Source organism: Halopseudomonas aestusnigri (assembly GCF_002197985.1).
Taxonomy (GTDB): Bacteria; Pseudomonadota; Gammaproteobacteria; order Pseudomonadales; family Pseudomonadaceae; genus Halopseudomonas; species Halopseudomonas aestusnigri.
Window position 1 is genome coordinate 18537 of record NZ_NBYK01000012.1, and the last position, 26899, is coordinate 45435.

Below are 26899 nucleotides of genomic sequence, written 5' to 3' on the forward strand. Positions count from 1 at the left end.
GGCTGACGGGGAGGCCTCGCCGGCCACTCAAAAACTCGGCTCTTCGAGCCTCAGACATCCTATGACTCTTTTTCCCGTCAGCCCTGCGCTACTCGCCCGCGTAAACGGGGAGTTGGTACGTGCACGCTTCACGTATGGCTGGGCCTTGGCTCGACGTGAAAGGCAGACTCAGCAACAGCACATGACCGGAAGCGGCTCGCCGCACCTCACAGCCAATACCTCGGATAACTCCGCGGGCTACGCAGATTGTTGACCGCCCAGGCGGTCAGCACGATAACCAGCGAGCCGACCAGCACCGGAGACACCAGATAGCTCAGCGGCGCGCGACAGCCAGAGGTGGTGTCTACCCAGTTGTTTCTGATTGGTGAGGGGCTGATCGTCGGCAGTCAGGTGCAGCAGGCACAGCGCGTTGCCCTGGTTGATGGTGCACAGGCTGCCGCGCAGGTTATCTGGTCGGCGAGCCTGTGACGTGATCAGCGCTGCAGCGAGGCTGCGGCTCGGCTCAAAGGTAGCGGGCCGCAGGCTGGTTGTGCGACAGGTTGGGCGCCAGTTGCAACCGTGCCTGGGTCAGCGCGTGCCATTCGCTGCTGTCCGGCAGGGAGGGAATGGTCACCAGTTCGCCCTGATCGAAACCGCGCAGTGCGGCATCGACCAGATCCTCCACCTCCATCACCATGCCGGGTGGGATCTGCGCCAGCGAGCTGCCAGAGCGCTCGAAGATCTCGGTGCGGGTCACGCCGGGCAACACCACCTGAACCTGCACACCGTGGCTTGCCAACTCGGCGTGCATACTCTGGCTTAGGCTCAGCACGTAGGCCTTGCTGGCGCTGTAGATGGCGTTGAAGCGCTCCGGCAGCAGCGACACCACCGAGCCGATATTGATGATCGCGCCGCCGCCACCGAGGCTGAAGCGTACCGCAGCAGCGCTGGCGAGCATGGTCAGCGCCAGCAGATTGATCTGCAGCAGGCTGTGGGTGCTGTCCAGGTCGGCCTCGGCCAGGCTGCCGTTCAGGGCGATGCCTGCACTGTTGACCAGCAGCGTAATCTGCTCGTCGCTGCGTAGCCTGGCGGCAACCTTTTCGATGTCGGCGTGTTGTTCCAGGTCGGCGCTGAGCAGATCGACGCGCACCCCGTGGGCGGCAGTAAGCTCATCTGCGAGCTGCCGCAGACGTGTTTCGTTGCGGGCGACCAGCAGCAGGTCATAGCCGCGGGCGGCCAGACGGCGGGCGTAGGTCGCACCGATACCGCTGGAGGCGCCTGTGATCAGCGCGGTCTGGGCATGAGAGGAGGCTTTCATGGTCGTACTCCTGGCTTTGAATTATGGTTGTCATTCTATTGGTATGATGATCATAATTCAACAGGCCCTGACGCACGCCGACCAGCGGTTGTCGGTGGTTTCAGCCAAACAGCTTTTGGGTGAGACCGGCGACGTACTTGCCCTGGTAACGGGCGATGGCGCGCTCGCGGGCATCTGGCTGACGGGAGCCATCACCGCCGGCGATGGTCGATGCGCCGTAGGGTGTGCCGCCCTTGCCGTGCTCGATATCGGCCAGTTCCTTGGTGCCGTAGCCGATGGGCACGATGACCATGCCGTGGTGCGCCAGGGTGGTCCAGGTGGAGGTAATGGTCATCTCCTGGCCGCCGCCGGTGCCGGTGGAGGTAAATACGCTGGCGATCTTGCCGTGCAGTGCGCCCTTGGCCCACAGGCCGCCCGTCTGATCGAAGAAGGTGCGCATCTGGCTGGACATGTTGCCGAAGCGGGTCGGCGTGCCCACGACGATGGCATCGTAGTCGGCCAGTTCACCCGGGCTGGCAACGTCAGCGGCCTGATCAACCTTGCCGCCGGCTGCCTTGAAGGCGTCTTCCGGCATGGTTTCCGGCACCCGCTTGATGGTGACCTCAACCCCCTGAACCTGCCGCGCGCCTTCGGCGACGACCTGGGCGAGGATTTCGATGTGTCCGTACATGGAGTGGTAAAGCACTAGTACCTTGGCCATTGCTGTCTGCTCCTGCTGTGATGGGCGGTGCCGCGCCGGCGCTCGGGTTCGCGATTGATCGGCGCGCCTCAAAGCATAGAGCATGATGGGCAGGGCAAGTTCAGGCGATCTCGCCGATCAATCCTGATAGCGGCGGCGCGGACCCTGACGCAGCGGGTCGAGCAGCGGTTTTAGCCCGTTGTGGTCGATCTCCTGCATCAGCTGCAGCAGACGGCCGATCTCGCCCTTGGGAAAGCCCTCCCGGGCGAACCAGTTGAGGTAGTGGCCGGGCAGGTCGGCGAGCAGGCGACCCTTGTATTTGCCGAAGGGCATTTCGCGGGTGACCAGCAGCACAAGATCTTCGGGTTTCATTGCGGCTCGCAAATTCGGAGTGAAAGGCGATTATGCCTGCCCCGCTTCGTCAGGTCATGTTGGGCAGGTCGCGGCCAACAGGGTATCCTGCGCAGCCGTTTTCACCGCCACAGAGAGTTATTGCCATGATCGTCAAGGCACTGCGGGTCATTGTTGGCCAGCTCGTCGTCTTTTTCAGCTTCCTTACCCGGCCGCGCCCGATGCAGCGCGAACCCGCCGCGCAGGCTGCGGTGGATGACGCCGCGTCGGCACTGGTGCTGTATCAGTTCAACGGCTGTCCGTTCTGCGTGAAGGTCCGTCGTACCCTGCGGCGGCTGAATGTACCGGTTGAGCTGCGCGATGCCTCCGGCAACGCCGAGCACCGCCAGACCCTGCTGGCCGAGGGTGGCAAGATCAAGGTGCCCTGTCTGCGTATCGAGGAAGACGGTCAGACCCGCTGGCTGTACGAGTCCGATGCGATCAACGCCTACCTCGAATCCCGCTTTGCCTGAGCAGGCGCTGCACTAGGCCTGCTGATAGCTGTCGATGACTTCCTGCGCCGCACGGAAGGCATCGATGGCGGCCGGTACGCCGGCATAGACTGCGCAGTGCAGCAGCGCTTCGCGGATCTCTTCCACCGTGCAGCCGTTATTCAGGGCCCCACGCACGTGGCCTTTCAACTCCTGAGGGCACTTCAGCGCGGTCAGTGCGGCCAGGGTAATCAGGCTGCGGGTCTTGCGGTCCAGCCCCTCGCGATTCCATACCCCACCCCAGGCGTGTTCATTGACGAACTCCTGCAGCGGCTGACTGAATTCGGTTGCATTGTTCAGGGCACGGTCGACGAAGGCGTCGCCCATGACTTCCCGGCGTACCTGCACGCCTTCCTGCCTGGTATTGCTCATGTTTGGGTCCTCTTTCTGCGGTGCTGGCCGCAGTTTATCAGGCTGCCCTGCGAAAGCTGACGCAGATCAGCGCGTATTGGCAGCAGAGATCATTAAACTGTGCCAGAGTGGTGCAATCATAACGAAACACTGGAGGTAGACAGGCATGGCGAGTATTCGGTTTCTCGGTGCAGCGCAGGAAGTAACGGGCTCCTGCCACCTGCTGAGTTCGGCTGCGGTGGGCAAGGTGCTGCTCGACTGTGGCATGCATCAGGGTGGCGACGCGGTAGACCGCCTGCAGGAGGAGCGTTTCGCCTTCAAGCCCGCCGAGATCGACGCAGTGATCCTGTCCCATGCCCATATCGATCACTCCGGGCTGCTGCCCAAGCTGGTCAGCGAAGGATTTCGCGGGCCGATTTACTGCACGCGCGCGACTGCCGATCTGCTGGAAGTCATGCTCAATGATGCCGCCGGGCTGTATGAGCGTGATCTGGAGCGTGAGAATCTGCGCCGTGCCCGTCGGGGCGCGCCGGACCTGCCGCCGGCCTATACCCGCGACGATGTCGAGCGGGTGCTCAAGCAATGCTCGCCGCAGCGCTATCACCAGCCGTTTGCGGTTGGTGAGGCGGGCAGCGTGACCTTCCACGACGCCGGCCACATTCTGGGTTCGGCGATTGTCGAGCTGACCCTGCAGGAGCAGGGCCGGGAAAAGCGTCTGGTGTTCTCCGGCGACCTGGGCAAGAAGGACAGCGTGCTGCTGTTTGACCCTGAGGTGCTGACCCGCGCCGACCTGGTGATGATGGAAGGCACCTACGGTGACCGTGATCACCGCACCCTGGGCAATACTCTGGAGCAGTTCGAGCAGGTCCTGCACGAGGCCTGGGAGCGGGGCGGCAACGTGATGATTCCGGCCTTTGCGGTTGGCCGTACCCAGGAGCTGCTGTTTTACCTCGGCCAGCTGCATGAGCAGGGCAAGCTGGATAACTGGCAGGTGTTCCTCGACAGCCCGATGGCGATCGAAGTTACCCGGCTCTACGACCGCTGGCTCAGCCAGCTCGACTGCGAGGGCGTGAAGGGGTTGTGCAGCGGTGATCAGAGCCTGCTGCGTGACTTCCTGCCACGCCTGCAACTGACGCCCAGCACCGACGAGTCGATGATGATCAACAAAATCAAACGCGGCGCGCTGATCATTGCCGGCAGCGGCATGTGTACCGGAGGCCGCATTCGTCATCACTTCAAGCAACGCATCTGGGATGAGCGCAATACCATCGTGTTTGTCGGTTTTCAGGCACGCAATACGCTGGGCCGCATCCTGATTGACGGGGTGCAGCGCATCAAGCTGTTCCGTGAGGAGTATCTGGTGCGCGCGCAGATTGAAACCCTCGGCGGCTTCTCGGCCCATGCCGGGCAAACCGGGCTGGTGGAGTGGGTCAGTCACTTTGAAAACAACCCGAAGGTGGTGCTGGTGCATGGCGAGCCGGAAGCGCTGGATGCGCTGGCCAAGCGGCTGTGGGATGAGCGTCAGATCGAAGCCATGATCCCGACCCCGGGCCAGTGCCTGGCATTCTGAGTGGAGCAGCAGCATGGCCGAGCAGGGATCGCCGGTTGACTGGCACGCCATTGATCCGGCTGGTGCGTTTGAGCGACTGGACAGCAGCGACCTGGGTCTGAGTCAGGCCGAGGCGGCAATGCGGTTGCAGCGGCATGGCGCCAACGCCCTGCCGCAAGCGCCACCGGAGCCGGCCTGGCGGCGTTTTGCCCGGCAGTTCCGCAATACCCTGATTTATGTGCTGATCGCCAGTGGCGTGATCAGTCTGCTGATGGGGCATCGAGTCGATGCCGGGGTTATCTTCGGCGTGGTGATGATCAACGCGCTGGTGGGCTTTGTGCAGGAGGGCAAGGCATCGGCCGCCTTGCAGGCCATTCTCGGCATGACCCGCACCCGCTCGCTGGTCTGGCGCGACGGCCAGCTGCGCACCGTCGACAGTAGCGAGCTGGTGCCGGGTGATCTGGTCAGCCTGCAGGCCGGCGACAAGGTGCCGGCCGACCTGCGGCTGGTGCAGTTGAAGGATCTGGCCTGCGACGAGTCGATGCTGACCGGAGAATCGGTAGCGGTGCGCAAGCACCTGGCGGCGACAGCGGCCGATGCGCCGCTGGCCGAGCAGCACGGCATGGCGTTCATGGGCACACTGGTGACCGCCGGGGTTGCGCGCGGGCTGGTCTGTCGCACTGCCGCGCAGACCGAAATCGGCCGTATCAGTGAGCTGACCCGTCAGGCCACGCTGGCCGATACGCCGCTGCAGCAGCAACTGGCACGCTTCGCCCGCCAGCTCAGCATCCTTACACTGATTATTGCCGTGCTGACCATTCTGGTCGGCAACCTGCTGCGCGGCCTGGCGCTGGATGACATGGTTCAGGCCGCCATCGGTATCGCCGTGGCGGCCATTCCCGAGGGGCTGCCGGCGATCGTCACCATCGCCCTGGCCATCGGCGTGCAGCGTATGGCCCGGCAGCGGGCGCTGGTGCGGCGGCTGCCCAGCGTCGAGGTACTCGGCTCGGTCGATGTGATCTGTTCGGACAAGACCGGTACCCTGACCGCCAACGCCATGACCGCCCGTCAGTGCGTGACCGCCGTGCAGCTGCATCACATCGAGGGCGAGGGCTATAGCCCGCAGGGGCGCATCGAGCCGGCCGCCGACGGGGCGCTGCTGGCGGCCGCGCGGGTGGCACTGCTCTGCAATGACGCCAGCCTGTCGCAGGAAAACGGCCAATGGCAGCTGCATGGCGACCCGACCGAGGGTGCCCTGCTGGTGCTGGCGCGCAAGGCGCTGCCGCAGTTCGGTCAGGTGCTTGAACAGTGGCCGCGGGTCGAGGAGCTGCCGTTTGAAAGTGAGCGCCGCTATATGGCGACCCTGCACCGTTGTGACAGTGAGCCAACCGCCCTGCTGGCGGTCAAGGGCGCGCCGGACCGGTTGATGACGTGCTGTGAGACGCAGTTCGGCGCCAACGGTCCCGAGCCGCTGGATCTGGCCTGTTGGCAGGCCGAGCTGAAACGCCTTGGTGCCGAGGGGATGCGGGTGCTGGCGCTGGCCGAGCGAAGATTGCCGGCCGATGTCCACGCCGAGCACGGGCTGGTCGAGCAGGGCCTGTGTCTGCTGGCGCTGATCGGCATCAATGACCCGCCCCGGCCGGAAGCCATCGACAGCATCGCCCGCTGCCATCAGGCGGGTATCCGGGTCAAGATGATCACCGGTGACAACCCGCTGACCGCGGCGGCCATCGGCGCCGAGATGGGGCTGAATGTCGAGCGGGTGCTGACCGGTGCCGAGCTGGATCGCCTCGACAGCCAGGGGCTGGACGAGGCCGCGTCTGCTGTCGATATCTTTGCCCGCACCAGCCCGGCCAACAAGCTGCAGCTGGTCGAGGCGCTGCAGCGTCAGGGGCGGGTGGTGGCGATGACCGGGGATGGGGTTAATGACGCACCGGCGCTGCGTCAGGCCAATATCGGCATCGCCATGGGCGGCAAGGGCACCGATGCGGCGCGTGAAGCGGGTGACATGGTACTGACCGACGACAACTTCGCCACCATCGCCCACGCGGTCGCTGAAGGCCGCACCGTCTACGACAACGTGGTCAAATCGATTCTCTACATCCTGCCGACCAGTCTGGCCGAGGCGACGGTGATCATTTTCGCCATCCTGCTCGGCTGGACCCTGCCGATTACCCCGGCGCAGATTCTCTGGATCAACATGGTGACCACCGTCACGCTGGCGCTGGCGCTGGCCTTCGAGCCACCGGAGCCGGGGGTGATGGCGCGTCCGCCACGGCCGGCCGGCCAGAGCCTGATCAGTGCCGAGCTGGCCTGGCGCACGCTGCTGGTATCGGTCTGGGCCGCGGGGCTGGTGTTCTGGCAGTTCGGCGATTACCTGCGCCACGGCGCGTCAGTCGAGCTGGCGCGGGCGGTCGCGGTCAACACGCTGGTAATGATCGAGGCGGTGTATCTGATCAACTGCCGCTTCCTCGATGCCTCGGTGCTGACACCGGCAATCTTCCGCCGCGCCGGGCCTATGCTGGGAGCCATCGCTGGGGTCGTGGTGCTGCAGTTGCTGTACAGCTACCTGCCGTGGTCGCAGCAGCTGTTCGGGCTGGAGTCGCTGTCGGCCGCAGACTGGCTGCGGCTGACAGCGGTGGCTCTGTCGATCTTTGTTGTGGTCGAGCTGGAGAAGGCGTTGCGCCGCTGGCAGGCGGCGCGCCCCTCAGCGCGCCAGTAACTGCGGATCGCCCTCGCCCCTTAGCACCGCCTGTTCGACCTTGCCGAGCAGATCGTCCAGCGGGCGATTCAGCAGCTGCGCAGCCTCGGCGACCAGATGCGCCCAGCTCTGGCGGTTGGCGAACTGCATACCGAAGGTATCCAGCGTGCCACCGCGGTTACGGTAGCCCAGGAAGCGGCTGGTGCGCGGGCCGGTGTCGAGGCGGCGCAGCACCCCGGTCATCACCTCGGCGTGGCCGTGGCAGACGAATAGCCGGCAGCGGGCCGCCGGGATCTGCCGCGCCAGCTCGGCGTCGCTGTGCACCACTGCCTGTTCCATGGCATCACGTCCCTCGCGCAGCAGCCCCGGCTCGATGATCGCCACCTCGCTGCAGGGGACGCCGTGATAGCGCAGGTGCTGGGCGGCTTGGCGCACCGCTTGCAGCTGGTAGGCACCGACGGCCAGCAGTTGCAGCTCGGCGCCCGGATCGGCATTCAACACGGCAAAGCCGGTTTCAGCCGCGGCGTCGGCCTCGGGCACGGTGAGGCAGGCATCAACCGGGTTTTTCGGGGCGACGATCAGCGCCACCTTGCCGTGGCTGGCGTAGACCTTGCGCATCACCGCTACCGCGCTGTGGCTGTCGACCGGGAAGTAGACCGGGGCGCTGTCGCTCATTTCCTGCAGCCAGGCGTCGCACAGGGTCGGGTCCTGGTGGGACTGCTCGTTCTTGCCGTTTTCCCAGGTGTGCGAGGTGGCGATGATCGGCACGCTCAGCCAGCCGGAGGCGCGGCCCAGTTCGCGGGCGTGGCGGCTGAAGATCAGCTCCTGACGCATGGCACCGAGCATTTTCACCGCAAAGGCTTCATAGCTGACGGCCAGGTTGATGCCCTGGCGGTTGGCCAGTGCCGCGGAGACGACTGCTTCCTCGTTCAGCGCGGTAATCACGCTGCCCTGCAGACCTTCGGCGATGCCCTCTTCGGCCGCGGTGACCCGGTGCAGCAGCTGGTCGAGGGTCTGGTTCATGCGGTTGCTGCGCATTTCATCGGGGTTGCCGACCCGTACGCGCAGCTGCGGATTGGCGCGGGTCAGGGCGCAGAACCACTGGTCGATGGCGGCCATCGGCGCAGCGGGCTGTTCGGCGGCGATGGGCGGCAGTCGTGGCGTGGGGACCTGAATGCGGGCCAGCGGATGATCCTTTTCCTGTGGACGCTGCTGCTCGCTGTGGGTGCTCAGGGCGGCCACTGCGGCGCGCAGGTCGGCTTCGTCGACGTGCAGCGCGGCAATGCCCTGATTGAAGCGCTCGCGGGCGGCCTCGTTGACGGCCGGGTTGTCGACCAGCGGCAGGTTGTGGGCAGCATTGGTGCCCGCACCCGGGAAGCCGAAGCCCTTGACCGTTTCGGCGATGGCGTAGGGCAGGCGCACCGGGTATTCCGCGTCACCGTTGACGACGGCCTCGTGGGCGCGGCGCAGGCTGCGGGCCATGTTGATGATGGCCCAGGCGAAGGCGGCCGGATCGCGGCCGTCGATGTCGATCGGGTCAAAGCCGTTGAGCACCAGATGCTCTCGCAGCCAGTCGACGCCGCCAACCTGCGCCATGGTCGAGCGCTGGTCGATCCGCCGGCCGTTGGCGATCATGATCGGCATCACCAGCCCGCTGTCTTCACCGCGCCACCAGCGTGGCGCCCAGTCGCTGCCACGCTGCTCCTCAAAGGCGCCGTCGCTGAGGAAGGTCACCAGCTCCTGGCCGGGCAGCGGCATGTGTACGTATTGCAGGCCGGCAAAGCCAAGGTAGCCGCCCTCGCTGATACCGCCGCCGGTGTGCGGATTGACGTGGCTGCCGAGCGGCACCGCCGGGCGGCCTTCGGCGTCGATGGCGTAACTGTAGAAGTCCTGGCAAAGCTGGCTGAGCCCGGCATCGCTGAACGGATAGCGTTCGGCCTGCGCCGCTTCGGTATTGCCCATCAGCACGTTGACCGCATCAATCGCCGCCACGCAGTGCCCCTGCCCCATCAGCCAGCTGCGGGTGGTGCCGGTCAGCGCGTTGGCGAGCAGATAGCCGACGTAGGCTGGCACCATGTTCAGCGCGCCGCCGGTGTGGCCTTCGGGCGTTGGTTTGAAATCCCTCTGCGCAAGTGGGCGGCCGTCCAGATAGACCTGGCGGGCGTAGGTCATGTGCGCCACCTGGCGCATTGCCGCATTGCACAGGCGGTCGGCGGCCTTGAGCAAGGTGAGCGCCTGATCAAGCGGGCAGATGCCCTCGGCCGCCAGCTCTTCAAGCAGGTCGCTGATGCGCTCGCGGGTCAGAAAGTCGTGTTGAATGACGCCGAAGCCCTGGCTCCAGTCGTGCAACGTATTGGTCATGCTGGGTCTCCTTGCCCTGTCTGTCTGCCACGTTAGCAGAGAAAGCCGTTGCTGCCTTGCGCTGGGTCACGAAGGCGGCGTTTTGGTTGGCCTCGGCAGATCTCCGCCAAAGGCAGGGGCAAGCGCACAAGCACCCGCGTGGAGCGGGTGCAGGTATCTGTGGCCAGCCGGATGCTACAGCTTGGGTCGGCGGCCCATGATGAAGGACACGATAAACAGCACCAGAAAGACCAGAAACAGAATCTTGGCGATCCCGGTCGCGGTGCCGGCGATACCACCAAAGCCGAGAACTGCAGCGATGATGGCAATGATCAGAAAGGTAATGGCCCAGCTAAGCATGGTCGTTCTCCTTGTCGGCAGATCCCGAGCGCTTCGGCTTGATGCGCCACAGGTTCCGGGGGCGCCGGGGTGGCATCACGTCACCCCGGCCGGTCGGTTATTGCGCCTTTTTCAGGTCGCGCATCAGGTCATGGCAGGCGCGTACCTTCGGCATTTCGGTTACCAGTTCGGCGCGCAGATCAGGATCATTGCTCTGCATGGCGTCTTCGAATGCGTGCAGGATGCGATCCTCGGCCTCTTCCAGCTGGGCGATGTAGGTCGCCTCTTCATCACTCGACAGCACCGCGCGGGTGTCGGCGTACACCTGGCGAACCTTGCCTGTGAGCGTGCCGCCGCTGGCGGGTGTTTCCTGGTTGGCGGCAACGCGCTTTTCCAGCGCGATGATCACATTGCTTTTGGCCTGTGACATGTTGCTGAACAGGGTCTTGAGCTCGCCGCTCTTGACCTCATCGCGGGCATGTTCGTAGAAGCGTTTGCCGTCGCGGGTAATTTCGATCAGCTCGTTCAGTTGCGTGGCTGTGTTGCTCATGATCGTTCTCCGTCTCGTGGGTATATGTGACAGATGCGGGCGCCAGCCAGGGTAAGGCTGGCGCCGGGTGATCAGTTGGCGGTGCGCAGGTTCTCTGCACTCACGCCCTTGACGCCGCGGATATTCTTGGCGGTCTCGATGGCCAGCTCCTTCTCGGCCTCGGTCATGACAGTACCGCCCAGCGTGACTACGCCGTTATCGGTGTCGACCGAGATATCCAGGCCGCTGAGGTTGCTGCTCAGCAGGTAGCTGGATTTCACCTTGCTGGTGATCCAGGCGTCACTGATCGCAGCGCCTGCCTCATCGGCGGCGTTTTGCGCCTTGGCAGCGGCGGTGGCCTCACCGTCGACGCGGATCTGGTTGTCGACGCGATGCACGCCCTCGGTGTCCTTGGCCAGCATGCCGGCCAGATCCTTGGCTTCCTCGCTCTGGGCGGTACCGGTCAGGGTGACGACCCCGCCGCGGCTGTCGACATTAATGTCCAGGCCTTCGGTGTTGCTGTTCCACATCAGCTTGGACTTGATGCTGGCGGTGGTAGTCGCGTTGGTGAAGCTCTGCGACAGGCTCGGTGTGCCGGCGTTCTGTTCCTTGCGCTTGGCGTCCGGGTTGACGGTCAGCTGGTTGTCGACGCGCTGCACGCCTTCGATGCTCTTGGCAACCTGCTCGGCCAGATCGCGGTCAACATCGCTTTCGACTTCCCCGCTCAGGGTCGCGACGCCGCTTTCCACATCGACGTCGATGCTGAAGGGATTAAGGTGACGGTTCAGGGCGATGGCGGTCCAGATCGAGCCTTCCTGACGCGCCTCGGTCAGATCGCCGTCCGCAGCATGGGCGGCCAGCGGCATCATGCCCATCAGGCTGGCGGTGGCAGTGGCGAGTGCGATGGTTTTCAGCTTGTTCATGGGTGTCTCTCCTGTAATCGGTTTCCATCGGCGGCCTTTTCGTCGACCGTTGTGAGGATGATTGCAGGGCCTGTGCCAGCTTTTTTATTTTTTATAAATTCTTTTAAATCAATTAGTTATAGATTTTTGGCGGAATGCCATGACATGCGCATTGCACGAATTGGCAATATGGGTCGTGCAATTTGCAAGCGAATTTGCTGTCTATCTCCCGTAGGCTGGGCAGAGTGCTGCTGTGATGCCCCCGACAGCTCGCTACACTGCCTGAGGTAGTGGGCCGTCATGGTCTGGCCCGATGCTGAGGTTGGTCCTTTTCATTTTTTGTCGGAGTCTGTTCCCATGTATGCGCGCGTACTTGCTGTTATGCCTTTGTTGCTGTCGCTGGCGGCTTGCCAGGGTGCAGCAGTCAAACCGGATTATGATCTCACTCACGACTTTGCCGGCGATCAGACCTGGGAGTGGGTCGAGCCGCGGGTGGAGTTTCGACCAAGCGATGATCCGCGGATCGGTGGTGAGTTGATGGCCGGACGGATCGAGCAGGCGGTGGCCGAGCAGCTCGATGCCCGTGGCCTGCGCCCGGTGCTGGAGGGCAGAGATGCTGATCTGCAGGTCAAAAGCTATGTGCTGGTCGAGAAGCGGCAGGAGAACGTCACTACCAGCTTTGGCGGCTACTGGGGCACCGGCTGGGGCGGGTTCTGGGGTGGCCCGGCGGTTCAGACGTACCCGGTGGACTACCGCGAGTTGACGCTGCAGATTGATCTGCTCGATGGCGACACCGGTCGGCTGGTCTGGCGCGGCATTGAAAGCGAGCGCATGAGCGAACGCGAGCTGACGCCAAGCCAGCGCGACGAGCAGGTACAGCGGCTGGTGAGCCGCATCCTTGCGGCGTTTCCTCCGTATTAAAGCGAGGCAACCATCGCCTGATCGCCGCGCAGCTTGGTGACATCCGCGCGCGGCGGTGCGCCAAACATGCGGCGGTACTCGCGGCTAAAGTGTGAGGGGCTTTCATAGCCAACCCGGTAGCTTGCGGTTGCCGCTTCCAGCCCCTCGGTCAGCATCAGGCGCCGGGCTTCGTGCAGGCGCAGCTTCTTCTGAAACTGCACCGGCGACATGCGGGTGACCTGTTTGAAGGTGTGGAACAGGGTCGACTCGCTCATGTTCACGTCTTCAGCCAGCTCCCGCACCCGTAACGGTTCGGCAAAGCGGTCCTTCAGAACGGCAATGACCTTGGAGATGCGATGGGCCTGGGTATCGGTGGCGACAAAGTCGCGCAGGCGCCAGCCCATCTCGCCCATCAGCGCCCGATAGATGATCTCGCGACGCACCAGTGGCGCCAGAACGCGCGCATCGGTTGGCGATGACAGCAGTGCGACCAGTCGGGTCATGGCCTGCAGAATGCCGGTATCCAGGGGCGCCACGCACAGCCCGCAAGACGCCGCCGGGCATTCCCGTTGCTGATCCAGTGGCGGCAGTTCATCGCCCAGTTCCAGCACCAGCTCGGCGATCTCCTGTTGATTGAGCGACAGCTTGACCGCCAGGTAGGGCGCGTTCGGGGTGGCATCAATGACGCAACCGCCGACCGGCAGTTCGACTGCCGAAATCATGTAACTCAGCGGGCCGTAGAGAATCTCCTTGTCGCCCAGCTGCACGGTTTTGCTGCCTTGGGCGATGACACAGAGCGCAGGTTCATAGACGACGGAACTGAAGCTGGTCGGCTGGTCTGCACGGTAGACTTCCAGTCCGGGAATACGCGTTTCATTGATCCCCTCGTTGATCGCATGCTCGCTGACCAGGTCGGCCAGCTGGCGGCACATGGGCAGGTCCAGTGGCGCTGGCTGAGTGTTGTCGTGTGACACGGTCAATGACCTCCTTCGGAGTTTCGCGACAGTATACGCAGATCAATTGATAGCCAGATTACAGTCTTCAGGCAATTGCAGGATCAGGCAATAAGCTTGCAGGATTGCGCAAACCCTTGTGCTGTAAGGCTTGCTCTGCTCCTTTTGAGAGCTTTCTGTTACAGGGTCAGTGCTTGCCATAGCAGAATTGGGCGATTGCCGGATTCTGCTGATTTACAGAATTAGGCAATCTTCACGCAGGACCGAGCTACCTGAATGTGGCATGCCGAACGTATCGTTCACGCCATACCCGATCCCCCTCACCTACCGGCGTGCCTCTCGGCGCGCGGGGATCCCTTTCATTCCTGCCAAATATTGCTCATAGCACAGGGAGCGATGGATCTTATGAATACGCATGCTTTTAATGCCTTTGCCCGTGCCGGCGCTGCCGCCGCGCTGTTGCTGCTGCTGGCTGGCTGCGACGCCAGTGGTGATCAGGCCAACAGCCAGATGATGCCCGCACCGGAGGTCGATATTGCGGTGGCGCAGCCGCGCGATGTCACCCTCTGGGACAGCTTTACCGGCCGGATGGCCGCGCCGGAAACCGTGGCGCTGCGAGCCCGCGTCAGCGGTTACATCGACAAGGTTGCCTTCGAGGAAGGCGAGCTGGTCAAGCAGGGCGACGTGCTGTTTGTCATCGACCAGCGGCCCTATCAGGCGCGTCTGCAGATGGCGCGCGCAGAAGTCTCCCGTGCCCGCAGTCAGGTGACCCTGGCCGCGCGTGAGGCCGAGCGCGCCGAGCAGCTGTGGCAGCGACGTGCCATATCCCGCGAGGAGATGGAGCAGCGTAGCGCCGCACGCAGTATGGCGCAGGCCGCGCTGGCGTCGGCGCAAGCGGCGCAGGATAACGCCGAACTGGAGCTGGCTTACACCGAGGTCAGGGCGCCGGTGTCCGGCCGCATGGGCCGTGCCGAGATTACCCGCGGCAACCTGGCGACCGCCGATGCGACGCTGCTGGCGACGCTGGTCTCGGTCGACCCCATGTATGTCTACTTCGAGAGCGACCAGCAAACCGTCGAGAGCAACCCGTATGGTGATGCCATATCCATACCGGTGCGACTGGGGCTGGGCAGCGGTCAGGATTACCCCTACCAGGGTCAGCTCGACTTCGTCGACAACCAGTTCAACGCCGGCACCGGGACGCTGCAGTACCGGGCCGTGATCGCCAACCCCGAAGGGCTGTTCCGTCCGGGCCAGTTCACCCGGGTACAGATGCCGGTCGCGGCGGCCCGCCAGGCGATTCTGATCGACCAGAAGGCGGTGCTGACTGATCAGGATCGTCGCTATGTCTACGTGCTGGACGAGCAGAACCGGGCGACTCGCCGCTTTGTCGAGACCGGTCGCCGGGTGGAGGGCCTGCTGGTGATCCGCGGCGGTTTGCAGGCGGGCGACCGGGTGGTGGTCAACGGTCTGCAAAAGATTCTCTTCCCGGGTATTGAGGTCGCGCCGCAGCTGGTGGCGATGGATCGCAGCAAGCCGGTTCGCAACGAGGTAGCGCTGCAGACGGCGTTCTGACCCTGAGCTGATTTTCCCCTTTTAACGATATTGCTGGGGCGTGCTCTGCGGAGCACGCCAAGGGAGCGTATTGCCGTGAATATTTCACGTTTCTTTGTCGACCGACCGATCTTTGCCTCGGTGCTGTCGATCATCATCTTCGTGGTTGGTCTGATCAGCATCCCGATGCTGCCGGTCAGTGAGTATCCGGAGGTCGTGCCGCCCAGCGTGCTGGTCAGTGCGAGCTATCCGGGTGCCAACCCCAAGACCATTTCGGAAACCGTCGCCACCCCGCTGGAAGAAGCCATCAACGGCGTGGAAGACATGATCTACATGAAGTCGGTGGCTGGCAGCGACGGCAGTCTGGCGCTGACTGTGACCTTCGCCCTGGGCACCGACCCGGATCAGGCTCAGGTGCAGGTGCAGAACCGGGTCTCGCAGGCGCTGCCACGGCTGCCGGAAGACGTGCGCCGCCTCGGTGTGACGACGCAGAAGCAGTCACCCAACCTGATGATGGCGGTGCACCTGATCTCGCCGGATGACAGCCTGGATGCCACCTACATTCGCAACTACGCGGTGCTGCATATCCGTGACGAGCTGGCGCGGATTCCCGGCGTCGGTCAGGCCGGTCTGTTCGGTGCCGGTGACTACGCCATGCGCCTGTGGATCGACCCGCAGCGGGCGGCGTCGCTGGGCGTCAGTGCCGGTGATATCGTCGCGGCGGTGCAGGAGCAGAACGTGCAGGTGTCGGCCGGCCAGATCGGCGCACCGCCGATGCCGAACAGCTCCGACCTGCTGATTTCCATCAACGCCAAGGGCCGTCTGGACAGCACCGAAGCCTTTGGCGACATCGTGCTGAAAACCGGTGACGATGGGCAGATCACCCGCCTGCGTGATGTGGCGCGTATCGAGCTGGCGGCGCAGGAAGACTCCCTGCGTGCGCTGCTCAATGGCCGTCAGGCCGTGGCGCTGCCGATCTTCCAGGCACCGGGCTCAAACGCACTGGATGTGTCTGCCGCGGTGCGCGCCAAGATGGCCGAGCTGGCCGAAGACTTCCCGGCTGGCCTGAGCTGGGAAGTGGCCTACGACCCGACCGTGTTCGTCAGCACCTCGATCAGTTCGGTGATCCAGACCCTGCTTGAAGCGGTAGCACTGGTGGTGCTGGTGGTGATTCTGTTCCTGCAGACCTGGCGCGCCTCGCTGATTCCGCTGCTGGCGGTGCCGGTATCGATTGTCGGCAGTTTTGCCGTGCTGCTGATGCTTGGCTTCTCGATCAATACCCTGACGCTGTTTGCGATGGTGCTGGCGATCGGCATCGTGGTGGACGACGCCATCGTGGTGGTGGAGAACGTCGAGCGCAATATCGAGCAGGGGCTGGCGCCACTGGCGGCAGCGCATCAGGCGATGCGCGAGGTCAGCGGCCCGATTGTGGCGATCAGTCTGGTGCTCTGCGCGGTGTTTGTGCCCATGGCGTTTCTGGATGGCATTACCGGTCAGTTCTACCGCCAGTTCGCGGTGACCATCGCGATTACCACGGTGATCTCGGCGATCAACTCGCTGACCCTGTCGCCGGCACTGGCCGCCACCCTGCTCAAGCCCCATGGCGCGGAACCGGACCTGCCAACCCGGGTGATCAACCGCAGCTTCGGCTGGCTGTTCCGCCCGTTCAACCGCTTCTTCCAGCGCAACGCCGAGCGTTACGAGCGGCTGGTGGGCCGCAGTCTGGGTCGGCGCGGCATGGTGTTTGTGGTCTATCTGGTGCTGCTGGCAGCCACCGTAGTGATGTTCCGTCAGGTGCCGGGCGGCTTTATTCCGACCCAGGACAAAACCTACCTGATTGGCAGCATCCGTCTGCCGGAAGGGGCAACGCTGGACCGTACCGAAGCGCTGGCGCGTCGGGTCAGTGATCTGGCAATGGAAACCGAAGGCGTGTCGCACGCGGCGGCGTTTGTCGGCTTCAACGCGCTGCAGGGCACCAATACACCGAATGTCGGCACCGTGTTCATTCTGTTTGACGACTTTGACGTGCGTGAGCGTACCGCGCTGGAAATCGCCGACGACATCAACGCCAGGCTGGGCGCACTCAAGGAGGGCTTTGCCATCTCCTTTATGCCGCCGCCGGTATTTGGTCTGGGCGCCGGCTCCGGTTACTCGCTGTACATTCAGGATCGTCGCGGCGACGGCTATGGTGCGCTGCAGCAGGCCACCGACAGCCTGGCGATGGCGCTGAGTCAGACGCCGGGGCTGGGCTTCCCGATTACCTCCTATCAGGCCAACGTGCCGCAGCTGGACGCTGAAGTAGACCGGCTGCAGGCCAAGGCGCAGGGCGTGCGCCTGGATGAGCTGTTCGGCACCCTGCAGCTGTATTTCGGCGCGCAATACATCAACGACTTCAACCTGTTTGGTCGGACCTATCAGGTGCGCGCCCAGGCTGATGCGCCGTTCCGCGATGAGCCGAGTGATCTGGACAGCCTCTACGTGCGCAACGCCGCCGGCGAGATGGTGCCGCTCAACACCATGGTCAGTCTGAAGCCGAGCTTTGGCCCGGACCCGGTGATCCGTTACAACGGCTACCCGGCTGCTGATCTGATCGGCCAGTCCGATCCGGCCATGCTGTCGTCCACCGAGACGCTGGATACCGTCGCTGCGGTTGCAGCCAAGGCGTTGCCGCCGGGCATGCAGATTCAATGGACCGACCTGAGCTTCCAGCAGGTCAATCAGGGCAGCGCCGCGCTGGTGGTGTTCCCGGTTGCGTTGCTGCTGGTGTTCCTGGTGCTGGCTGCGCTGTACGAGAGCTGGGTGATGCCGCTGGCGGTGATCCTGATCGTGCCCATGTGTCTGCTGGCGGCGATGATCGGGGTCTGGTGGACCGGTGGTGACGCCAACATCTTCGTTCAGGTTGGGCTGGTGGTGCTGATGGGGCTGGCGTGCAAGAACGCGATCCTGATTGTCGAGTTTGCCCGTGAGCAGGAAATGGAAGGTGTCGAGACCGTCAAGGCCGCGCTGGAAGCCAGCCGTCTGCGTCTGCGTCCGATCATCATGACCTCAGTGGCGTTCATCGCCGGCGTTCTGCCGCTGGTGCTGGCCAGCGGTGCTGGCAGTGAAGTGCGCAACGCCATGGGTATTACCGTCTTTACCGGCATGCTCGGTGTGACCCTGTTCGGGTTGCTGCTGACGCCGGTGTTCTATGTGGCGCTGCGCAAACTGGCTGGCAGCTCGCTTGCCGTTGAGCCGACAGCGCACGCGGAGGAAAAAAGCCATGTATAAGCTGTTACCTCTGGCCCTCAGCGTGATGCTGACGGCCTGTGCTGTGGGGCCCGATTACCAGGCGCCGGAGCCGGTGCCGCTGGCCGGTTTCAGCCAGGCCGATGCGGTGGCCGATTCGAGTCAGGACAGCGAGAAGCGCTTCTGGTCCGGCTTTGGTGATCCGCAGCTGTCGGCGCTGATCGATCGTGCCCTGGCCCAGAACCTGGATCTGCAAACCCTGCTGGCACGTTATCAGGGTGCTGAAGCGCTGCTGCGCGGAGCCCGTCGGGACCGCTGGCCCAGCGTGACCCTGCAGGGCAGTGCCGGTGAGCAGCGCCTGGCCGAGGTCGAGCGAAGTGATCCGAACCGCGAACGGGTCGAGCAATACTCGCTCGGCGCGGTGGCCAGCTGGGAGCCGGACTTTTATGGTCGCCTGCAGCGGGCGGTGGAAGCCGGTGAGGCTGACCTTGAGGCCAGCGCCGCAGACCTGCAGGCGCTGCAGGTCGCCATTGCCGGGCAGGTTGCCAGTGGCTACTTCACCCTGCGCGGCCAGCAGCAGTTGCTGGCCGTTGCCGAGCAGAATGTCGACCTGCAGCAGCAATCACTGGATATCGTCACCGCCAGGCTGGATGCCGGCCGCGGTACCGAGTTTGATCGGGTGCGGGCGCAGGCCCAGCTCAATGCTCTGCGCGCCGCAGTGCCGCAGCGTCAGGCCGATGTGCAGCTGAGTCTGCATCGCCTTGCGGTGCTGACCGGGCAGCCGCCGGCGGCGCTCAATCAGTCTCTCGCAGAAGCCCGCCCTCTGCCGGCCATGCGTGCGCGCATCCCTGTTGCTACCCCGGCCGAGGTGCTGCGCCGGCGCCCGGATATACAGGCTGCAGAACGCCGTCTGGCGGCGGCTACCGCGCGCATCGGTGTGGCCACCGCAGACCTGTTCCCGCGCTTTACCCTGGGCGCACTGCTGGGCTCGGTGGTGGGCAGCGACGGTGACCTGTTCACTGCGGGCGCCGAGTCACGCAGCGTCACACTGGGTATCGACTGGACCTTCCTTGACGTAGAGGGCGTGCGCGCCCGTATCGCGGCGGCGGACGCTACCGGTGCCGAGCGGCTGGCGCAATACCAGCAGACCGTGTTGCTGGCGCTGGAAGAAACCGAAAACGGCTTGGTGCGTTACCGTCATGCGCGGGAGCGCAGCCGCTGGCTGCAGGCCTCCAGCGAAGCCGCCCAGGCTGCCGTGGATCAGGCGCGGCTGCGCTACGAGCAGGGCTATATCGAGTACTTCGAAGTGCTGGATGCCGAGCAGCAGTTGACCGCTGTGCGCAGTGATCTGGTGCAGAGCCGGATCGCGACGGCGACCGCCATGGTCAGTGTCTATCGTTCGCTGGCCGGCGCGCCGCCGGTACCTGAGGCCTAGGGCCACGGCATACCGTAACCGGACGGCCTTGAATACGATGCTGGGCGAGGCTGTCGAGATTGCTCGGTGGAGAAGCCTGCGGCGTTCTCCACCCTACGATCCACCGGCGGGTGATTAGAAGTTGGCGGGTGTGGTTGCGCTGATCAGCACGCAGGGCACGTCGAACGGGTTACGAAAACGGTGCGGCTGGTTGCTGTCGAAGTAGTAGCTGTCGCCGGTTTCCAGTACATAAACCTCGCTGCCGACGGTCACTTCCAGCTGGCCGCTGACCACGGTACCGGCTTCTTCGCCTTCGTGGTTTAGCATGTCCGGGCCGGTATCGGAGCCGGGCGGGTAGGTCTCGTTGAGGAAGGAGAAGGCACGGTTGGGGTGACCCTTGCCGACCAGTTTCATGGTGACTTCGTTGGAGCCGATATCCAGCAGTTCGTCGGCGCGGTAGATCACCTTGCGTTGGGTGTCTTCTTCCAGCTCCAGCGAGAAGAAATCGACCAGCGACATCGGGATGCCTGAGAGCACTTTCTTCAGTGAGCTGACCGAGGGGCTGACGCTGTTTTTCTCGATCATGGAGATAGTGCTGTTGGTGACGCCGGCGCGTTTGGCCAGTTCACGTTGGGATAAACCTTTGAGTTTGCGGATGGTTTTGAGACGGGCACCAACGTCCAATGGCAGATTCCTCCGGGGAATGGTCGGACTGAACGCCTCAGGGGGGCGTTCGACCCGGGGGATAATTGCACGGCTGTTCAGAATTTTCAACAGCCGTGCCGCCGCCATCACCCAATGTAGTGACGGGGTACCCGGTTCAGGTTGCAGAACAGCTGGTACGGGATGCTGTCGGCCCAGCCTGCCACTTCACTGGCGTTCAGGCCATTACCCCAGAGGGTCACGCTGCTGCCCAGTCCGCTGCCGGGCAGGTCGGTCAGTTCGACGGTCAGCATGTCCATTGATACCCGCCCGATCAGTCGGCTGCGCTGGCCATCGACCAGCACCGGTGTGCCGTCTTTGGCGTGGCGTGGATAACCGTCGGCATAACCCATGGCAACCACGCCGACGCGGGTTGGCCGGGTGGTGACGAAGCGTGAGCCGTAGCCGATCGGCTCGCCCGCTGGCAGCTCGCGTACGGCGATGATGCGCGAGGTCAGTTGCATCACCGGGCGCAGCTTCGCGGCATGCTCCTGCTCGAACTCGAACGGGGTTGCGCCATACAGCATGATGCCGGGGCGCAGCCAGTCGTTGTGGGCCTGCGGCCAGGCGAGTATGCCGGGCGAGTTGCACAGACTGGCCGGACCGTCGAGCCCGGCGGTGGCGGCGGCGAAGGTCGCCAGCTGCTGTTCGGTGCGACCGGTGCCGGGCTCGTCGGCGCGGGAGAAGTGGGTAATTTTGGTCAGGCTGGCGACTTGCGGCAGCGCGGCAAGGCGGTGCCAAACGTTGGCGTATTCATCGGGGCTGAAACCAACCCGGTGCATGCCGCTGTCGAGCTTCAGCCAGATGTGCAGTGGTCTGCTGAGGTTGGCCGCTTGCAGTTGCTGCAGCTGGGCATCGTGGTGCAGCACCGCCCAGAGGTCGTGCTCGGCCAGCAGTGGCAGCTCGTCGGCATCGAACCAGCCTTCGAGCAGCAGGATCGGGCCGCGAATGCCGGCTGCGCGCAACTCCAGCGCTTCCTCGATGCAGGCGACGGCGAAGCCATCGGCATCGGCCTGCAGGGCTTCGGCGCACTGCACGGCGCCATGCCCGTAGGCGTTGGCCTTGACCACCGCCAGCGCGCGGCGCCCGGACAGCGACTTGGCCAGTTGATAGTTGTGACGCAGGGCAGACAGATCGATCAGGGCTTGGGCTGGGCGCATGGGCAAGGCATCTTGGATAAAAAAGACGGGGCAATGTGCCCCGTCAGAATATCAGACACCACTGAACGCGTGGGAGCGGTGACTGAGAGGGTGAAACAGGTTTTGCCGCAACCTCAGGGCAGTGCAGCGACGACGGACATCTCGACCAGAATTTCCGGCTCACACAGCTTGGCTTCGACGGTCGCGCGGGCAGGGGCGGTGCCGGCGGGCAGCCACTGATCCCAGACACTGTTCATGGCTTCAAAGTCGGCGTCGATGTCTTTCAGGTAAATGGTCACCGACAGGATGTTGGTCTTGTTGGTACCGGCTTCGGCCAGCAGCTTTTCAATTTCCTGAAGTGTGCTGCGGGTCTGCTCGGCGGCGTCCTTGGCAAGGTCGTCATCGGCGGCCACCTGACCGGCAAGGTAGACCGTGTTCTGGTGAATCACGATCTGACTCATGCGGTGGTTAGTGTGCAGACGCTGGATGGCCATGGTGCTGGTGTTCCTTGTGGTTGGTGTAGCGGTCAAAGCTGTAATCGCCGGCGTTCAGCGCCGGCTTTTCGCCGGACAGCAGGTCAGCCAGCAGTTTGCTGGAGCCGCAGGACATGGTCCAGCCCAGGGTGCCGTGCCCGGTGTTGAAATACAGGTTGCGCAGACTGCTGGCGCCGATGATCGGCGTGCCGTCCGGGGTCATCGGGCGGAAGCCGGTCCAGAAGGTGGCTTCGGCCACCTTGCCGCCCTGAGGAAACAGGTCGGAGACAACCATTTCCAGTGTTGCGCGACGCTTTTCTTTGAGGGTGTCGTCAAAGCCGGTCAACTCGGCCATGCCGCCCACGCGGATCCGGTCGGCAAAGCGGGTGACGGCAACCTTGTAGGTTTCGTCCATGATGGTGGAAACCGGCGCCATGGCATCATCCGCCACCGGCAGGGTCAGCGAGTAGCCCTTGACCGGGTAGATCGGCAGATCGAAGCCGAGCGGGCGGGCCAGTTTTGGCGAGTAGCTGCCGAGGGCCAGCACGTAACGGTCGGCGGTCAGTACTTCGCCGCTTTCCAGGCGTACGCCGTTAATCTGCGCGCCGTCGCTGAGCAGCTCGTCGATGGCGCAGTTGTAGCGGAATTCGACGCCCAGCTCGGCGGCTTTGGCGGCCAGGCGGGTGGTGAACAGGTGGCAGTCGCCGGTCTCGTCGTTCGGCAGGCGCAGCCCGCCAACGATCTTGTCGGCGCTGGCGGCCAGACCGGGCTCTACGCGCACGCAGCCGTCACGGTCGAGCACTTCGTAGGGTACGCCGCAGCGTTCGAGCACGGCGATGTCCTGCGCGGCGGCATCCATCTGTTTCTGGGTGCGGAATACCTGCAGGGTGCCCTGCTCGCGGTGTTCGTAGTCGACCCCGCTGTCGGTGCGCAGGTCCATCAGGCAGTCGCGGCTGTATTCAGCCAGGCGCATCATGCGTTCCTTGTTGATCGCATAGCGGGCTTCAGTGCAGTTGGCGAGCATCTGTACCATCCAGCGATACTGGTGCGGGTCGCTGGTCGGGCGAATGGACAGTGGTGGGTGCTTGGCCAGCATCCATTTGACGGCCTTGAACGGCACGCCCGGTGCGGCCCACGGGGCGGAGTAGCCGGGGGAGATCATGCCCGCGTTGCCGAAGCTGGTTTCCAGGCCGGCGCCCGGCTGGCGATCAACCACGGTGACCTGATGGCCGGCGCGGGCCAGATACCAGGCGCTGGTAACGCCGATGACGCCACTACCGAGGATGAGAACCTGCATGACATTGCTCCCGGAAAATTTGCTGTGAATTTGCCCATGGGCGATATCGCTATTCTATGGCAAGTGATCTGGACTGATTTTTCGTTTATTTTTCGTATTACAGAGCAAGATTCTTTGGAGAATACGTTTTTCAGGGGTATTTCATGAAAACCAGAAAGGCCTCCAGTCGCGAGCTGGATCGGATTGACCGCCACATCCTGCAATTGCTGCAGGAAGAGGGGCGGATGTCCTATGTGGAGCTGGGCGAACGGGTGGGGTTGTCGACCACTCCGTGCATGGAGCGGGTGAAGCGCCTGGAGCGGGAGAAATTCATCCTTGGCTACGGTGCCCGGCTCAACCCGCACAAGCTGCAGGCTAACCTGCTGGTGTTCGTGGAGATCAGCCTGTACTCCAAGTCGGCCGACATCTTTGACGATTTTCGCCGCGCCGCGATCAAGCTGCCGCATGTGCTGGAGTGTCATCTGGTATCGGGTGACTTCGATTACCTGATCAAGGCGCGCATTTCCGAAATGGCGTCCTATCGCAAGCTGCTGGGCGATATCCTGCTGCGTCTGCCGGGTGTGCGGGAGTCGAAAAGCTACATTGTCATGGAAGAGTTGAAGGAGACGCTGGCGCTGCCGATTCCCGATGCAGACTGAGCGGGATTGTCGGGCCAGCGGTATCTGGTTATGCTGAGCGTCAATTTTTATTTACGCTGTTTCACGATTTCAAACGCCAACGACCGCTAACGGATAGCCCCATGCTGCGCAGTTCAACCCATACCCACGAGCACGCTCCTTCGTATTACGCCGCGACCACCAACCAGCAGCTCGGGCTGCCGGTCCTGCAGGGGGAGGAGCAGGCCGACGTCTGCATCGTTGGCGGTGGCTTTACCGGCGTCAACACCGCGCTGGAACTAGCTGAACGCGGGCTGTCGGTGGTGCTGCTGGAGGGGCATCAGATCGGCTGGGGCGCCAGTGGCCGTAATGGTGGTCAGCTGATTCGCGGCGTTGGTCACGATGTTGACCGGTTCGAAAAGCAGATTGGCGCAGACGGCGTACGCAACCTCAAGCTGATGGGTATCGAGGCGGTCGAAATCGTCACCGAGCGGGTGGCACGTTTCAACATCGACTGCGATCTGACCATGGGCTATTGCGATCTGGCCAACAAGCCGGCGCACATGGAGGGCTTTCTCGCCGATCGCGAGGAGCTCAAGTCGCTGGGTTACCGCCACGAAATGACGATGATTGAGCGCGATCAACTGCATACGGTGGTTGTCTCCGATCGCTACATCGGCGGCATGACCGATATGGGCTCAGGCCACCTGCACCCGCTCAATCTGGTGCTGGGTGAGGCGGCGGCAGCGCGTCAGCTGGGTGCGCGGCTGTTCGAGCATTCGCCGGTCACCCGCATTGACTACGGCGACACCCTGACCGTGCATACGGCAACCGGCCGAGTGCGGGCCAAACAGCTGGTGCTGGGCTGCAATGCCTATATGGGACAACTGAATCCGAAGCTCGGCGGCACCGTGATTCCGGCCGGCAGTTACGTGATTGCCACCGAACCGCTGGGCGAGGAACGCGCGCGCAGCCTGATCCCGCAGAATATGGCGTTGTGTGACCAGCGCGTGGCGCTGGATTACTACCGCCTCTCCGCCGATCACCGTCTGCTGTTCGGCGGTGCCTGCCACTACTCTGGCCGCGACCCGGCAGACGTAGCGGCCTACATGCGGCCGAAAATGCTCAAGGTGTTTCCGCAGCTGGCGGATGTGAAAATCGAGTACCAGTGGGGCGGCATGATTGGCATCGGCGCCAACCGTCTGCCGCAGATCGGGCGCCTCGATGACCAGCCGAACGTGTTCTACGCCCAGGCCTACTCTGGCCACGGCGTCAACGCCACCCACCTGGCCGCGCGGCTGTTGGCGGAGGCCATTACTGCCCAAGCTGGCAGCGGCTTCGATATCTTTGCCAAGGTGCCGCATATGGCCTTCCCGGGCGGTCAGCGCTTCCGCGCGCCGCTGCTGGCGATGGGTATGCTCTGGGAGCGGACGAAAGAGCTGTTTTAACCCCGCGCGCTTGGGCGCGCGGGGAGCTGCAAGCTACAAGCTAAACCAGCGTGAGCTGGCAGCAAAGTCGTGCGCCGCGGGGTTCTACTTGCGGCTTGAGGCTTGCGGCTTGTCGCTGGGGTTTAGGTCGACCAACCCCCACGGCAGTTCGGCCACCTTGGCCGGTTGAGCGCTGAGGTCTATCAGGTCGCCGTTGGCGGGTATCAGCCCGCCCAGTCCCAGCTCGCGACCCAGCGCCATGTGTGCCTGCTGGTGGTAGCGCTCGCCGTGTACGGGAAGCAGGTGGCGGGCCTTCAGCCAGCTGTAGAGCTGGCGCAGGTCGTCTTGTGGCGGGTGGCCAGAGGCGTGCACATCGGGTTGCATGTCGTCGTCGATCAGTTCGACGCCCTGCTCTTTCAGGCCCTGCTTGATGCGCTCCAGTGCCAGTTCGTTGCCGGGAATCAGGCGCGAGGAGAAAATCACCGTGTCGCCCGCCTCCAGGCTCAGCTGCGGATGGCTGCCGGCGGCAAGCCGGCCCAGCGCGGCCCCGGGTTCACCCTGGCTGCCGGTGCAGACCCAGAGTTGCTGCTCGCGCGGCAGATGGCCCAGTTCCCAGGGGCCAATGTAACCGGGACGCCCCGGCAAGTAGCCCTGGGCGCGGCCAATGCTGTGCATGTGGGTCAGGCTGCGGCCGAGCAGCGCGGCGTAGCGGCCGCAATCGAAGGCAATGTCCGCCAGACTGTGCAAGCGCGCCAGGTTGCTGGCAAAGCAGGTGACGATGACTCGCTGGCGGCAGGGCCGAATGGCGTCCTGCAGGCCATTTTGCACCGCGGCTTCGGAGCGGCTGGCACCGGGTACCGGGGCGTTGGTCGAGTCGCCGATGATGACATCGATGCCGGCACGGCCCAGTTGCTGCAAACGGGCCTGCGCGGTCAGCTCGCCAACGACCGGATGATTGTCCAGCTTCCAGTCGCCGCTGTGGTACAGGCGCTTGCCGGCAACCTCCAGCACGATAGCGTGTGATTCGGGGATCGAGTGGGTTACCGGAATCCATTCGGCCTGAAAGGCGCCGATGCCGATGGGCTCCAGCGGGCGGATTTCCTGCAGGCGCGGCCAGGTCAGGCCGGGATCGAGCTTGGCGCGAATCAGCTGGGCGGCGAAGGGGCTGGCGTAAATTGGACAATCCAGCGCACGCCACAGGTGCGGGATGGCACCGATGTGGTCCTCATGCCCGTGGGTAATCAGCAGCGCCGACAGCTTGATGTCGTGCCGCTCCAGTGCGGACAGGCTTGGCACCGAAACACTGTTGCGCCCGCTGGGTGTCGGATTCAGAGCAAAGCCGCAGTCCACCGCAATCCATTCGCCACCCGAGCCGTACAGATAAAAGTTCGCCCCGAACATGCCTGCGCCGCCGAGGGCCACAAACCAGGGGCCGGGTTGGCGGTGGAGTTGATCGAAGCGGGCGCGCATTGGGAAGCCTTATATCGGTTGTGAGGCGGGAACTGACAGCTTCAAGCCTCAAGCTTTAAGCTGCAAGTAAAAACCGTGTGACGTTGAATTGTGCGGGTTTTACTTGCAGCAATAGGCGGCAGTAAACGTGAGCAGAAAACAGTTGCTGGGTCTGCGGCCGAGCGCATCCTGATTTTGCTTG

At 63.8% G+C, this 26899-nt stretch carries 24 protein-coding genes; 10 read left to right on the top strand and 14 right to left on the bottom strand.

Annotated elements, in window-relative coordinates:
• Window positions 1-339 precede the first annotated feature (339 nt).
• Window positions 340-468 (top strand): hypothetical protein, encoded by a 129-nt coding sequence (locus B7O88_RS18240; protein ID WP_268807004.1) that lies wholly within the window; start codon window positions 340-342, stop codon window positions 466-468.
• A 34-nt stretch (window positions 469-502) separates the two neighbouring features.
• Here B7O88_RS18240 and B7O88_RS14385 read toward each other — a convergent pair whose 3' ends face one another.
• The 3 genes from B7O88_RS14385 to B7O88_RS14395 all read right to left on the bottom strand — a co-directional run bounded on the left by B7O88_RS14385 (window position 503) and on the right by B7O88_RS14395 (window position 2348).
• Window positions 503-1297 carry an SDR family NAD(P)-dependent oxidoreductase gene (locus tag B7O88_RS14385; RefSeq protein WP_088276864.1) on the bottom strand — a complete coding sequence of 265 codons (795 nt, stop codon included), beginning with the start codon at window positions 1295-1297 and terminating at the stop codon, window positions 503-505.
• 100 nt (window positions 1298-1397) lie between these two features.
• Window positions 1398-1997 carry an NAD(P)H:quinone oxidoreductase gene (gene wrbA, locus B7O88_RS14390; protein ID WP_088276866.1) on the bottom strand — a complete coding sequence of 200 codons (600 nt, stop codon included), beginning with the start codon at window positions 1995-1997 and terminating at the stop codon, window positions 1398-1400.
• A 117-nt stretch (window positions 1998-2114) separates the two neighbouring features.
• Complete coding sequence (locus B7O88_RS14395; RefSeq protein ID WP_088276868.1) at window positions 2115-2348, bottom strand: DUF3820 family protein; 234 nt, start codon at window positions 2346-2348, stop codon at window positions 2115-2117.
• Window positions 2349-2473: 125 nt separating this feature from the next.
• On the opposite strand from B7O88_RS14395, the gene B7O88_RS14400 reads away from it, so the two are divergent.
• Complete coding sequence (locus B7O88_RS14400) at window positions 2474-2839, top strand: glutaredoxin family protein (protein WP_088276870.1); 366 nt, start codon at window positions 2474-2476, stop codon at window positions 2837-2839.
• A 12-nt stretch (window positions 2840-2851) separates the two neighbouring features.
• Here B7O88_RS14400 and B7O88_RS14405 read toward each other — a convergent pair whose 3' ends face one another.
• Window positions 2852-3229 (bottom strand): carboxymuconolactone decarboxylase family protein, encoded by a 378-nt coding sequence (locus B7O88_RS14405; RefSeq protein ID WP_088276872.1) that lies wholly within the window; start codon window positions 3227-3229, stop codon window positions 2852-2854.
• Between the two features lie 145 nt (window positions 3230-3374).
• Between B7O88_RS14405 and B7O88_RS14410 the strand changes: the two genes are divergently transcribed.
• Both B7O88_RS14410 and B7O88_RS14415 read left to right on the top strand, forming a co-directional pair.
• Window positions 3375-4778, top strand: a complete 1404-nt coding sequence (locus B7O88_RS14410; protein WP_088276874.1) for an MBL fold metallo-hydrolase RNA specificity domain-containing protein — start codon at window positions 3375-3377, stop codon at window positions 4776-4778.
• A 13-nt stretch (window positions 4779-4791) separates the two neighbouring features.
• The gene (locus B7O88_RS14415) at window positions 4792-7479 is read left to right on the top strand and encodes a cation-translocating P-type ATPase (protein ID WP_088276876.1); all 2688 of its coding nucleotides are present in this window, start codon (window positions 4792-4794) and stop codon (window positions 7477-7479) included.
• Here B7O88_RS14415 and B7O88_RS14420 read toward each other — a convergent pair.
• From B7O88_RS14420 to B7O88_RS14435, 4 genes are all read right to left on the bottom strand, one after another.
• Window positions 7465-9819 carry a phosphoketolase family protein gene (locus B7O88_RS14420; RefSeq protein WP_088276878.1) on the bottom strand — a complete coding sequence of 785 codons (2355 nt, stop codon included), beginning with the start codon at window positions 9817-9819 and terminating at the stop codon, window positions 7465-7467. The two genes, B7O88_RS14415 and B7O88_RS14420, sit on opposite strands and share 15 nt — an antisense overlap.
• Before the next feature lie 174 nt (window positions 9820-9993).
• Complete coding sequence (locus B7O88_RS14425) at window positions 9994-10158, bottom strand: DUF1328 domain-containing protein (RefSeq protein WP_088276880.1); 165 nt, start codon at window positions 10156-10158, stop codon at window positions 9994-9996.
• A 97-nt stretch (window positions 10159-10255) separates the two neighbouring features.
• On the bottom strand, window positions 10256-10687 hold the full coding sequence (locus tag B7O88_RS14430) for a ferritin-like domain-containing protein (protein ID WP_088276882.1): 432 nt from the start codon (window positions 10685-10687) through the stop codon (window positions 10256-10258).
• A gap of 71 nt (window positions 10688-10758) precedes the next feature.
• Complete coding sequence (locus tag B7O88_RS14435) at window positions 10759-11589, bottom strand: BON domain-containing protein (protein ID WP_088276884.1); 831 nt, start codon at window positions 11587-11589, stop codon at window positions 10759-10761.
• A gap of 336 nt (window positions 11590-11925) precedes the next feature.
• On the opposite strand from B7O88_RS14435, the gene B7O88_RS14440 reads away from it, so the two are divergent.
• Complete coding sequence (locus B7O88_RS14440) at window positions 11926-12489, top strand: DUF4136 domain-containing protein (protein ID WP_160003195.1); 564 nt, start codon at window positions 11926-11928, stop codon at window positions 12487-12489.
• On the opposite strand, the gene B7O88_RS14445 is transcribed toward B7O88_RS14440, so the two are convergent.
• Window positions 12486-13442 carry an AraC family transcriptional regulator gene (locus B7O88_RS14445; protein WP_235005807.1) on the bottom strand — a complete coding sequence of 319 codons (957 nt, stop codon included), beginning with the start codon at window positions 13440-13442 and terminating at the stop codon, window positions 12486-12488. The two genes, B7O88_RS14440 and B7O88_RS14445, sit on opposite strands and share 4 nt — an antisense overlap.
• Before the next feature lie 384 nt (window positions 13443-13826).
• Here B7O88_RS14445 and B7O88_RS14450 point away from each other — a divergent pair, with 384 nt between their 5' ends.
• The 3 genes from B7O88_RS14450 to B7O88_RS14460 all read left to right on the top strand — a co-directional run bounded on the left by B7O88_RS14450 (window position 13827) and on the right by B7O88_RS14460 (window position 19635).
• A complete protein-coding gene (locus B7O88_RS14450; protein ID WP_200818468.1) occupies window positions 13827-14996 on the top strand; it encodes an efflux RND transporter periplasmic adaptor subunit in 1170 nt (389 codons plus the stop codon).
• Between the two features lie 75 nt (window positions 14997-15071).
• A complete protein-coding gene (locus B7O88_RS14455) occupies window positions 15072-18242 on the top strand; it encodes an efflux RND transporter permease subunit (protein WP_088276892.1) in 3171 nt (1056 codons plus the stop codon).
• The gene (locus B7O88_RS14460) at window positions 18235-19635 is read left to right on the top strand and encodes an efflux transporter outer membrane subunit (RefSeq protein ID WP_088276894.1); all 1401 of its coding nucleotides are present in this window, start codon (window positions 18235-18237) and stop codon (window positions 19633-19635) included. The genes B7O88_RS14455 and B7O88_RS14460 overlap by 8 nt, the downstream gene beginning before the upstream one ends.
• Before the next feature lie 114 nt (window positions 19636-19749).
• On the opposite strand, the gene B7O88_RS14465 is transcribed toward B7O88_RS14460, so the two are convergent.
• The 4 genes from B7O88_RS14465 to B7O88_RS14480 all read right to left on the bottom strand — a co-directional run bounded on the left by B7O88_RS14465 (window position 19750) and on the right by B7O88_RS14480 (window position 23225).
• The gene (locus tag B7O88_RS14465) at window positions 19750-20298 is read right to left on the bottom strand and encodes a cupin domain-containing protein (RefSeq protein WP_088276896.1); all 549 of its coding nucleotides are present in this window, start codon (window positions 20296-20298) and stop codon (window positions 19750-19752) included.
• A 107-nt stretch (window positions 20299-20405) separates the two neighbouring features.
• Window positions 20406-21476: an alanine racemase gene (alr, locus tag B7O88_RS14470; protein WP_088276898.1), complete on the bottom strand. Its 1071-nt coding sequence runs from the start codon at window positions 21474-21476 to the stop codon at window positions 20406-20408.
• A gap of 113 nt (window positions 21477-21589) precedes the next feature.
• Window positions 21590-21949 carry a RidA family protein gene (locus tag B7O88_RS14475; protein WP_088276900.1) on the bottom strand — a complete coding sequence of 120 codons (360 nt, stop codon included), beginning with the start codon at window positions 21947-21949 and terminating at the stop codon, window positions 21590-21592.
• Complete coding sequence (locus tag B7O88_RS14480) at window positions 21924-23225, bottom strand: D-amino acid dehydrogenase (protein WP_088276902.1); 1302 nt, start codon at window positions 23223-23225, stop codon at window positions 21924-21926. The genes B7O88_RS14475 and B7O88_RS14480 overlap by 26 nt, the downstream gene beginning before the upstream one ends.
• Before the next feature lie 143 nt (window positions 23226-23368).
• On the opposite strand from B7O88_RS14480, the gene B7O88_RS14485 reads away from it, so the two are divergent.
• Together B7O88_RS14485 and B7O88_RS14490 are read left to right on the top strand one after the other, a co-directional pair.
• Entirely contained in the window at window positions 23369-23863 is a 495-nt protein-coding gene (locus tag B7O88_RS14485) for an Lrp/AsnC ligand binding domain-containing protein (protein WP_088276904.1), read from the top strand.
• Window positions 23864-23964: 101 nt separating this feature from the next.
• Window positions 23965-25269 carry an NAD(P)/FAD-dependent oxidoreductase gene (locus B7O88_RS14490; protein ID WP_088276906.1) on the top strand — a complete coding sequence of 435 codons (1305 nt, stop codon included), beginning with the start codon at window positions 23965-23967 and terminating at the stop codon, window positions 25267-25269.
• Window positions 25270-25353: 84 nt separating this feature from the next.
• Here B7O88_RS14490 and B7O88_RS14495 read toward each other — a convergent pair whose 3' ends face one another.
• Entirely contained in the window at window positions 25354-26718 is a 1365-nt protein-coding gene (locus B7O88_RS14495; protein ID WP_088276908.1) for a ribonuclease J, read from the bottom strand.
• Window positions 26719-26899 lie beyond the last annotated feature (181 nt).

What these genes read in the sequence shown, in the direction of transcription:
- B7O88_RS14385 (WP_088276864.1), bottom strand. Translation starts at nt 1,297, where the DNA reads ATGAAAGCCTCCTCTCATGCCCAGACCGCGCTGATCACAGGCGCCTCC.
- wrbA (WP_088276866.1), bottom strand. Translation starts at nt 1,997, where the DNA reads ATGGCCAAGGTACTAGTGCTTTACCACTCCATGTACGGACACATCGAA.
- B7O88_RS14395 (WP_088276868.1), bottom strand. Translation starts at nt 2,348, where the DNA reads ATGAAACCCGAAGATCTTGTGCTGCTGGTCACCCGCGAAATGCCCTTC.
- B7O88_RS14400 (WP_088276870.1), top strand. Translation starts at nt 2,474, where the DNA reads ATGATCGTCAAGGCACTGCGGGTCATTGTTGGCCAGCTCGTCGTCTTT.
- B7O88_RS14405 (WP_088276872.1), bottom strand. Translation starts at nt 3,229, where the DNA reads ATGAGCAATACCAGGCAGGAAGGCGTGCAGGTACGCCGGGAAGTCATG.
- B7O88_RS14410 (WP_088276874.1), top strand. Translation starts at nt 3,375, where the DNA reads ATGGCGAGTATTCGGTTTCTCGGTGCAGCGCAGGAAGTAACGGGCTCC.
- B7O88_RS14415 (WP_088276876.1), top strand. Translation starts at nt 4,792, where the DNA reads ATGGCCGAGCAGGGATCGCCGGTTGACTGGCACGCCATTGATCCGGCT.
- B7O88_RS14420 (WP_088276878.1), bottom strand. Translation starts at nt 9,819, where the DNA reads ATGACCAATACGTTGCACGACTGGAGCCAGGGCTTCGGCGTCATTCAA.
- B7O88_RS14425 (WP_088276880.1), bottom strand. Translation starts at nt 10,158, where the DNA reads ATGCTTAGCTGGGCCATTACCTTTCTGATCATTGCCATCATCGCTGCA.
- B7O88_RS14430 (WP_088276882.1), bottom strand. Translation starts at nt 10,687, where the DNA reads ATGAGCAACACAGCCACGCAACTGAACGAGCTGATCGAAATTACCCGC.
- B7O88_RS14435 (WP_088276884.1), bottom strand. Translation starts at nt 11,589, where the DNA reads ATGAACAAGCTGAAAACCATCGCACTCGCCACTGCCACCGCCAGCCTG.
- B7O88_RS14440 (WP_160003195.1), top strand. Translation starts at nt 11,926, where the DNA reads ATGTATGCGCGCGTACTTGCTGTTATGCCTTTGTTGCTGTCGCTGGCG.
- B7O88_RS14450 (WP_200818468.1), top strand. Translation starts at nt 13,827, where the DNA reads ATGAATACGCATGCTTTTAATGCCTTTGCCCGTGCCGGCGCTGCCGCC.
- B7O88_RS14460 (WP_088276894.1), top strand. Translation starts at nt 18,235, where the DNA reads ATGTATAAGCTGTTACCTCTGGCCCTCAGCGTGATGCTGACGGCCTGT.
- alr (WP_088276898.1), bottom strand. Translation starts at nt 21,476, where the DNA reads ATGCGCCCAGCCCAAGCCCTGATCGATCTGTCTGCCCTGCGTCACAAC.
- B7O88_RS14475 (WP_088276900.1), bottom strand. Translation starts at nt 21,949, where the DNA reads ATGGCCATCCAGCGTCTGCACACTAACCACCGCATGAGTCAGATCGTG.
- B7O88_RS14480 (WP_088276902.1), bottom strand. Translation starts at nt 23,225, where the DNA reads ATGCAGGTTCTCATCCTCGGTAGTGGCGTCATCGGCGTTACCAGCGCC.
- B7O88_RS14485 (WP_088276904.1), top strand. Translation starts at nt 23,369, where the DNA reads ATGAAAACCAGAAAGGCCTCCAGTCGCGAGCTGGATCGGATTGACCGC.
- B7O88_RS14490 (WP_088276906.1), top strand. Translation starts at nt 23,965, where the DNA reads ATGCTGCGCAGTTCAACCCATACCCACGAGCACGCTCCTTCGTATTAC.
- B7O88_RS14495 (WP_088276908.1), bottom strand. Translation starts at nt 26,718, where the DNA reads ATGCGCGCCCGCTTCGATCAACTCCACCGCCAACCCGGCCCCTGGTTT.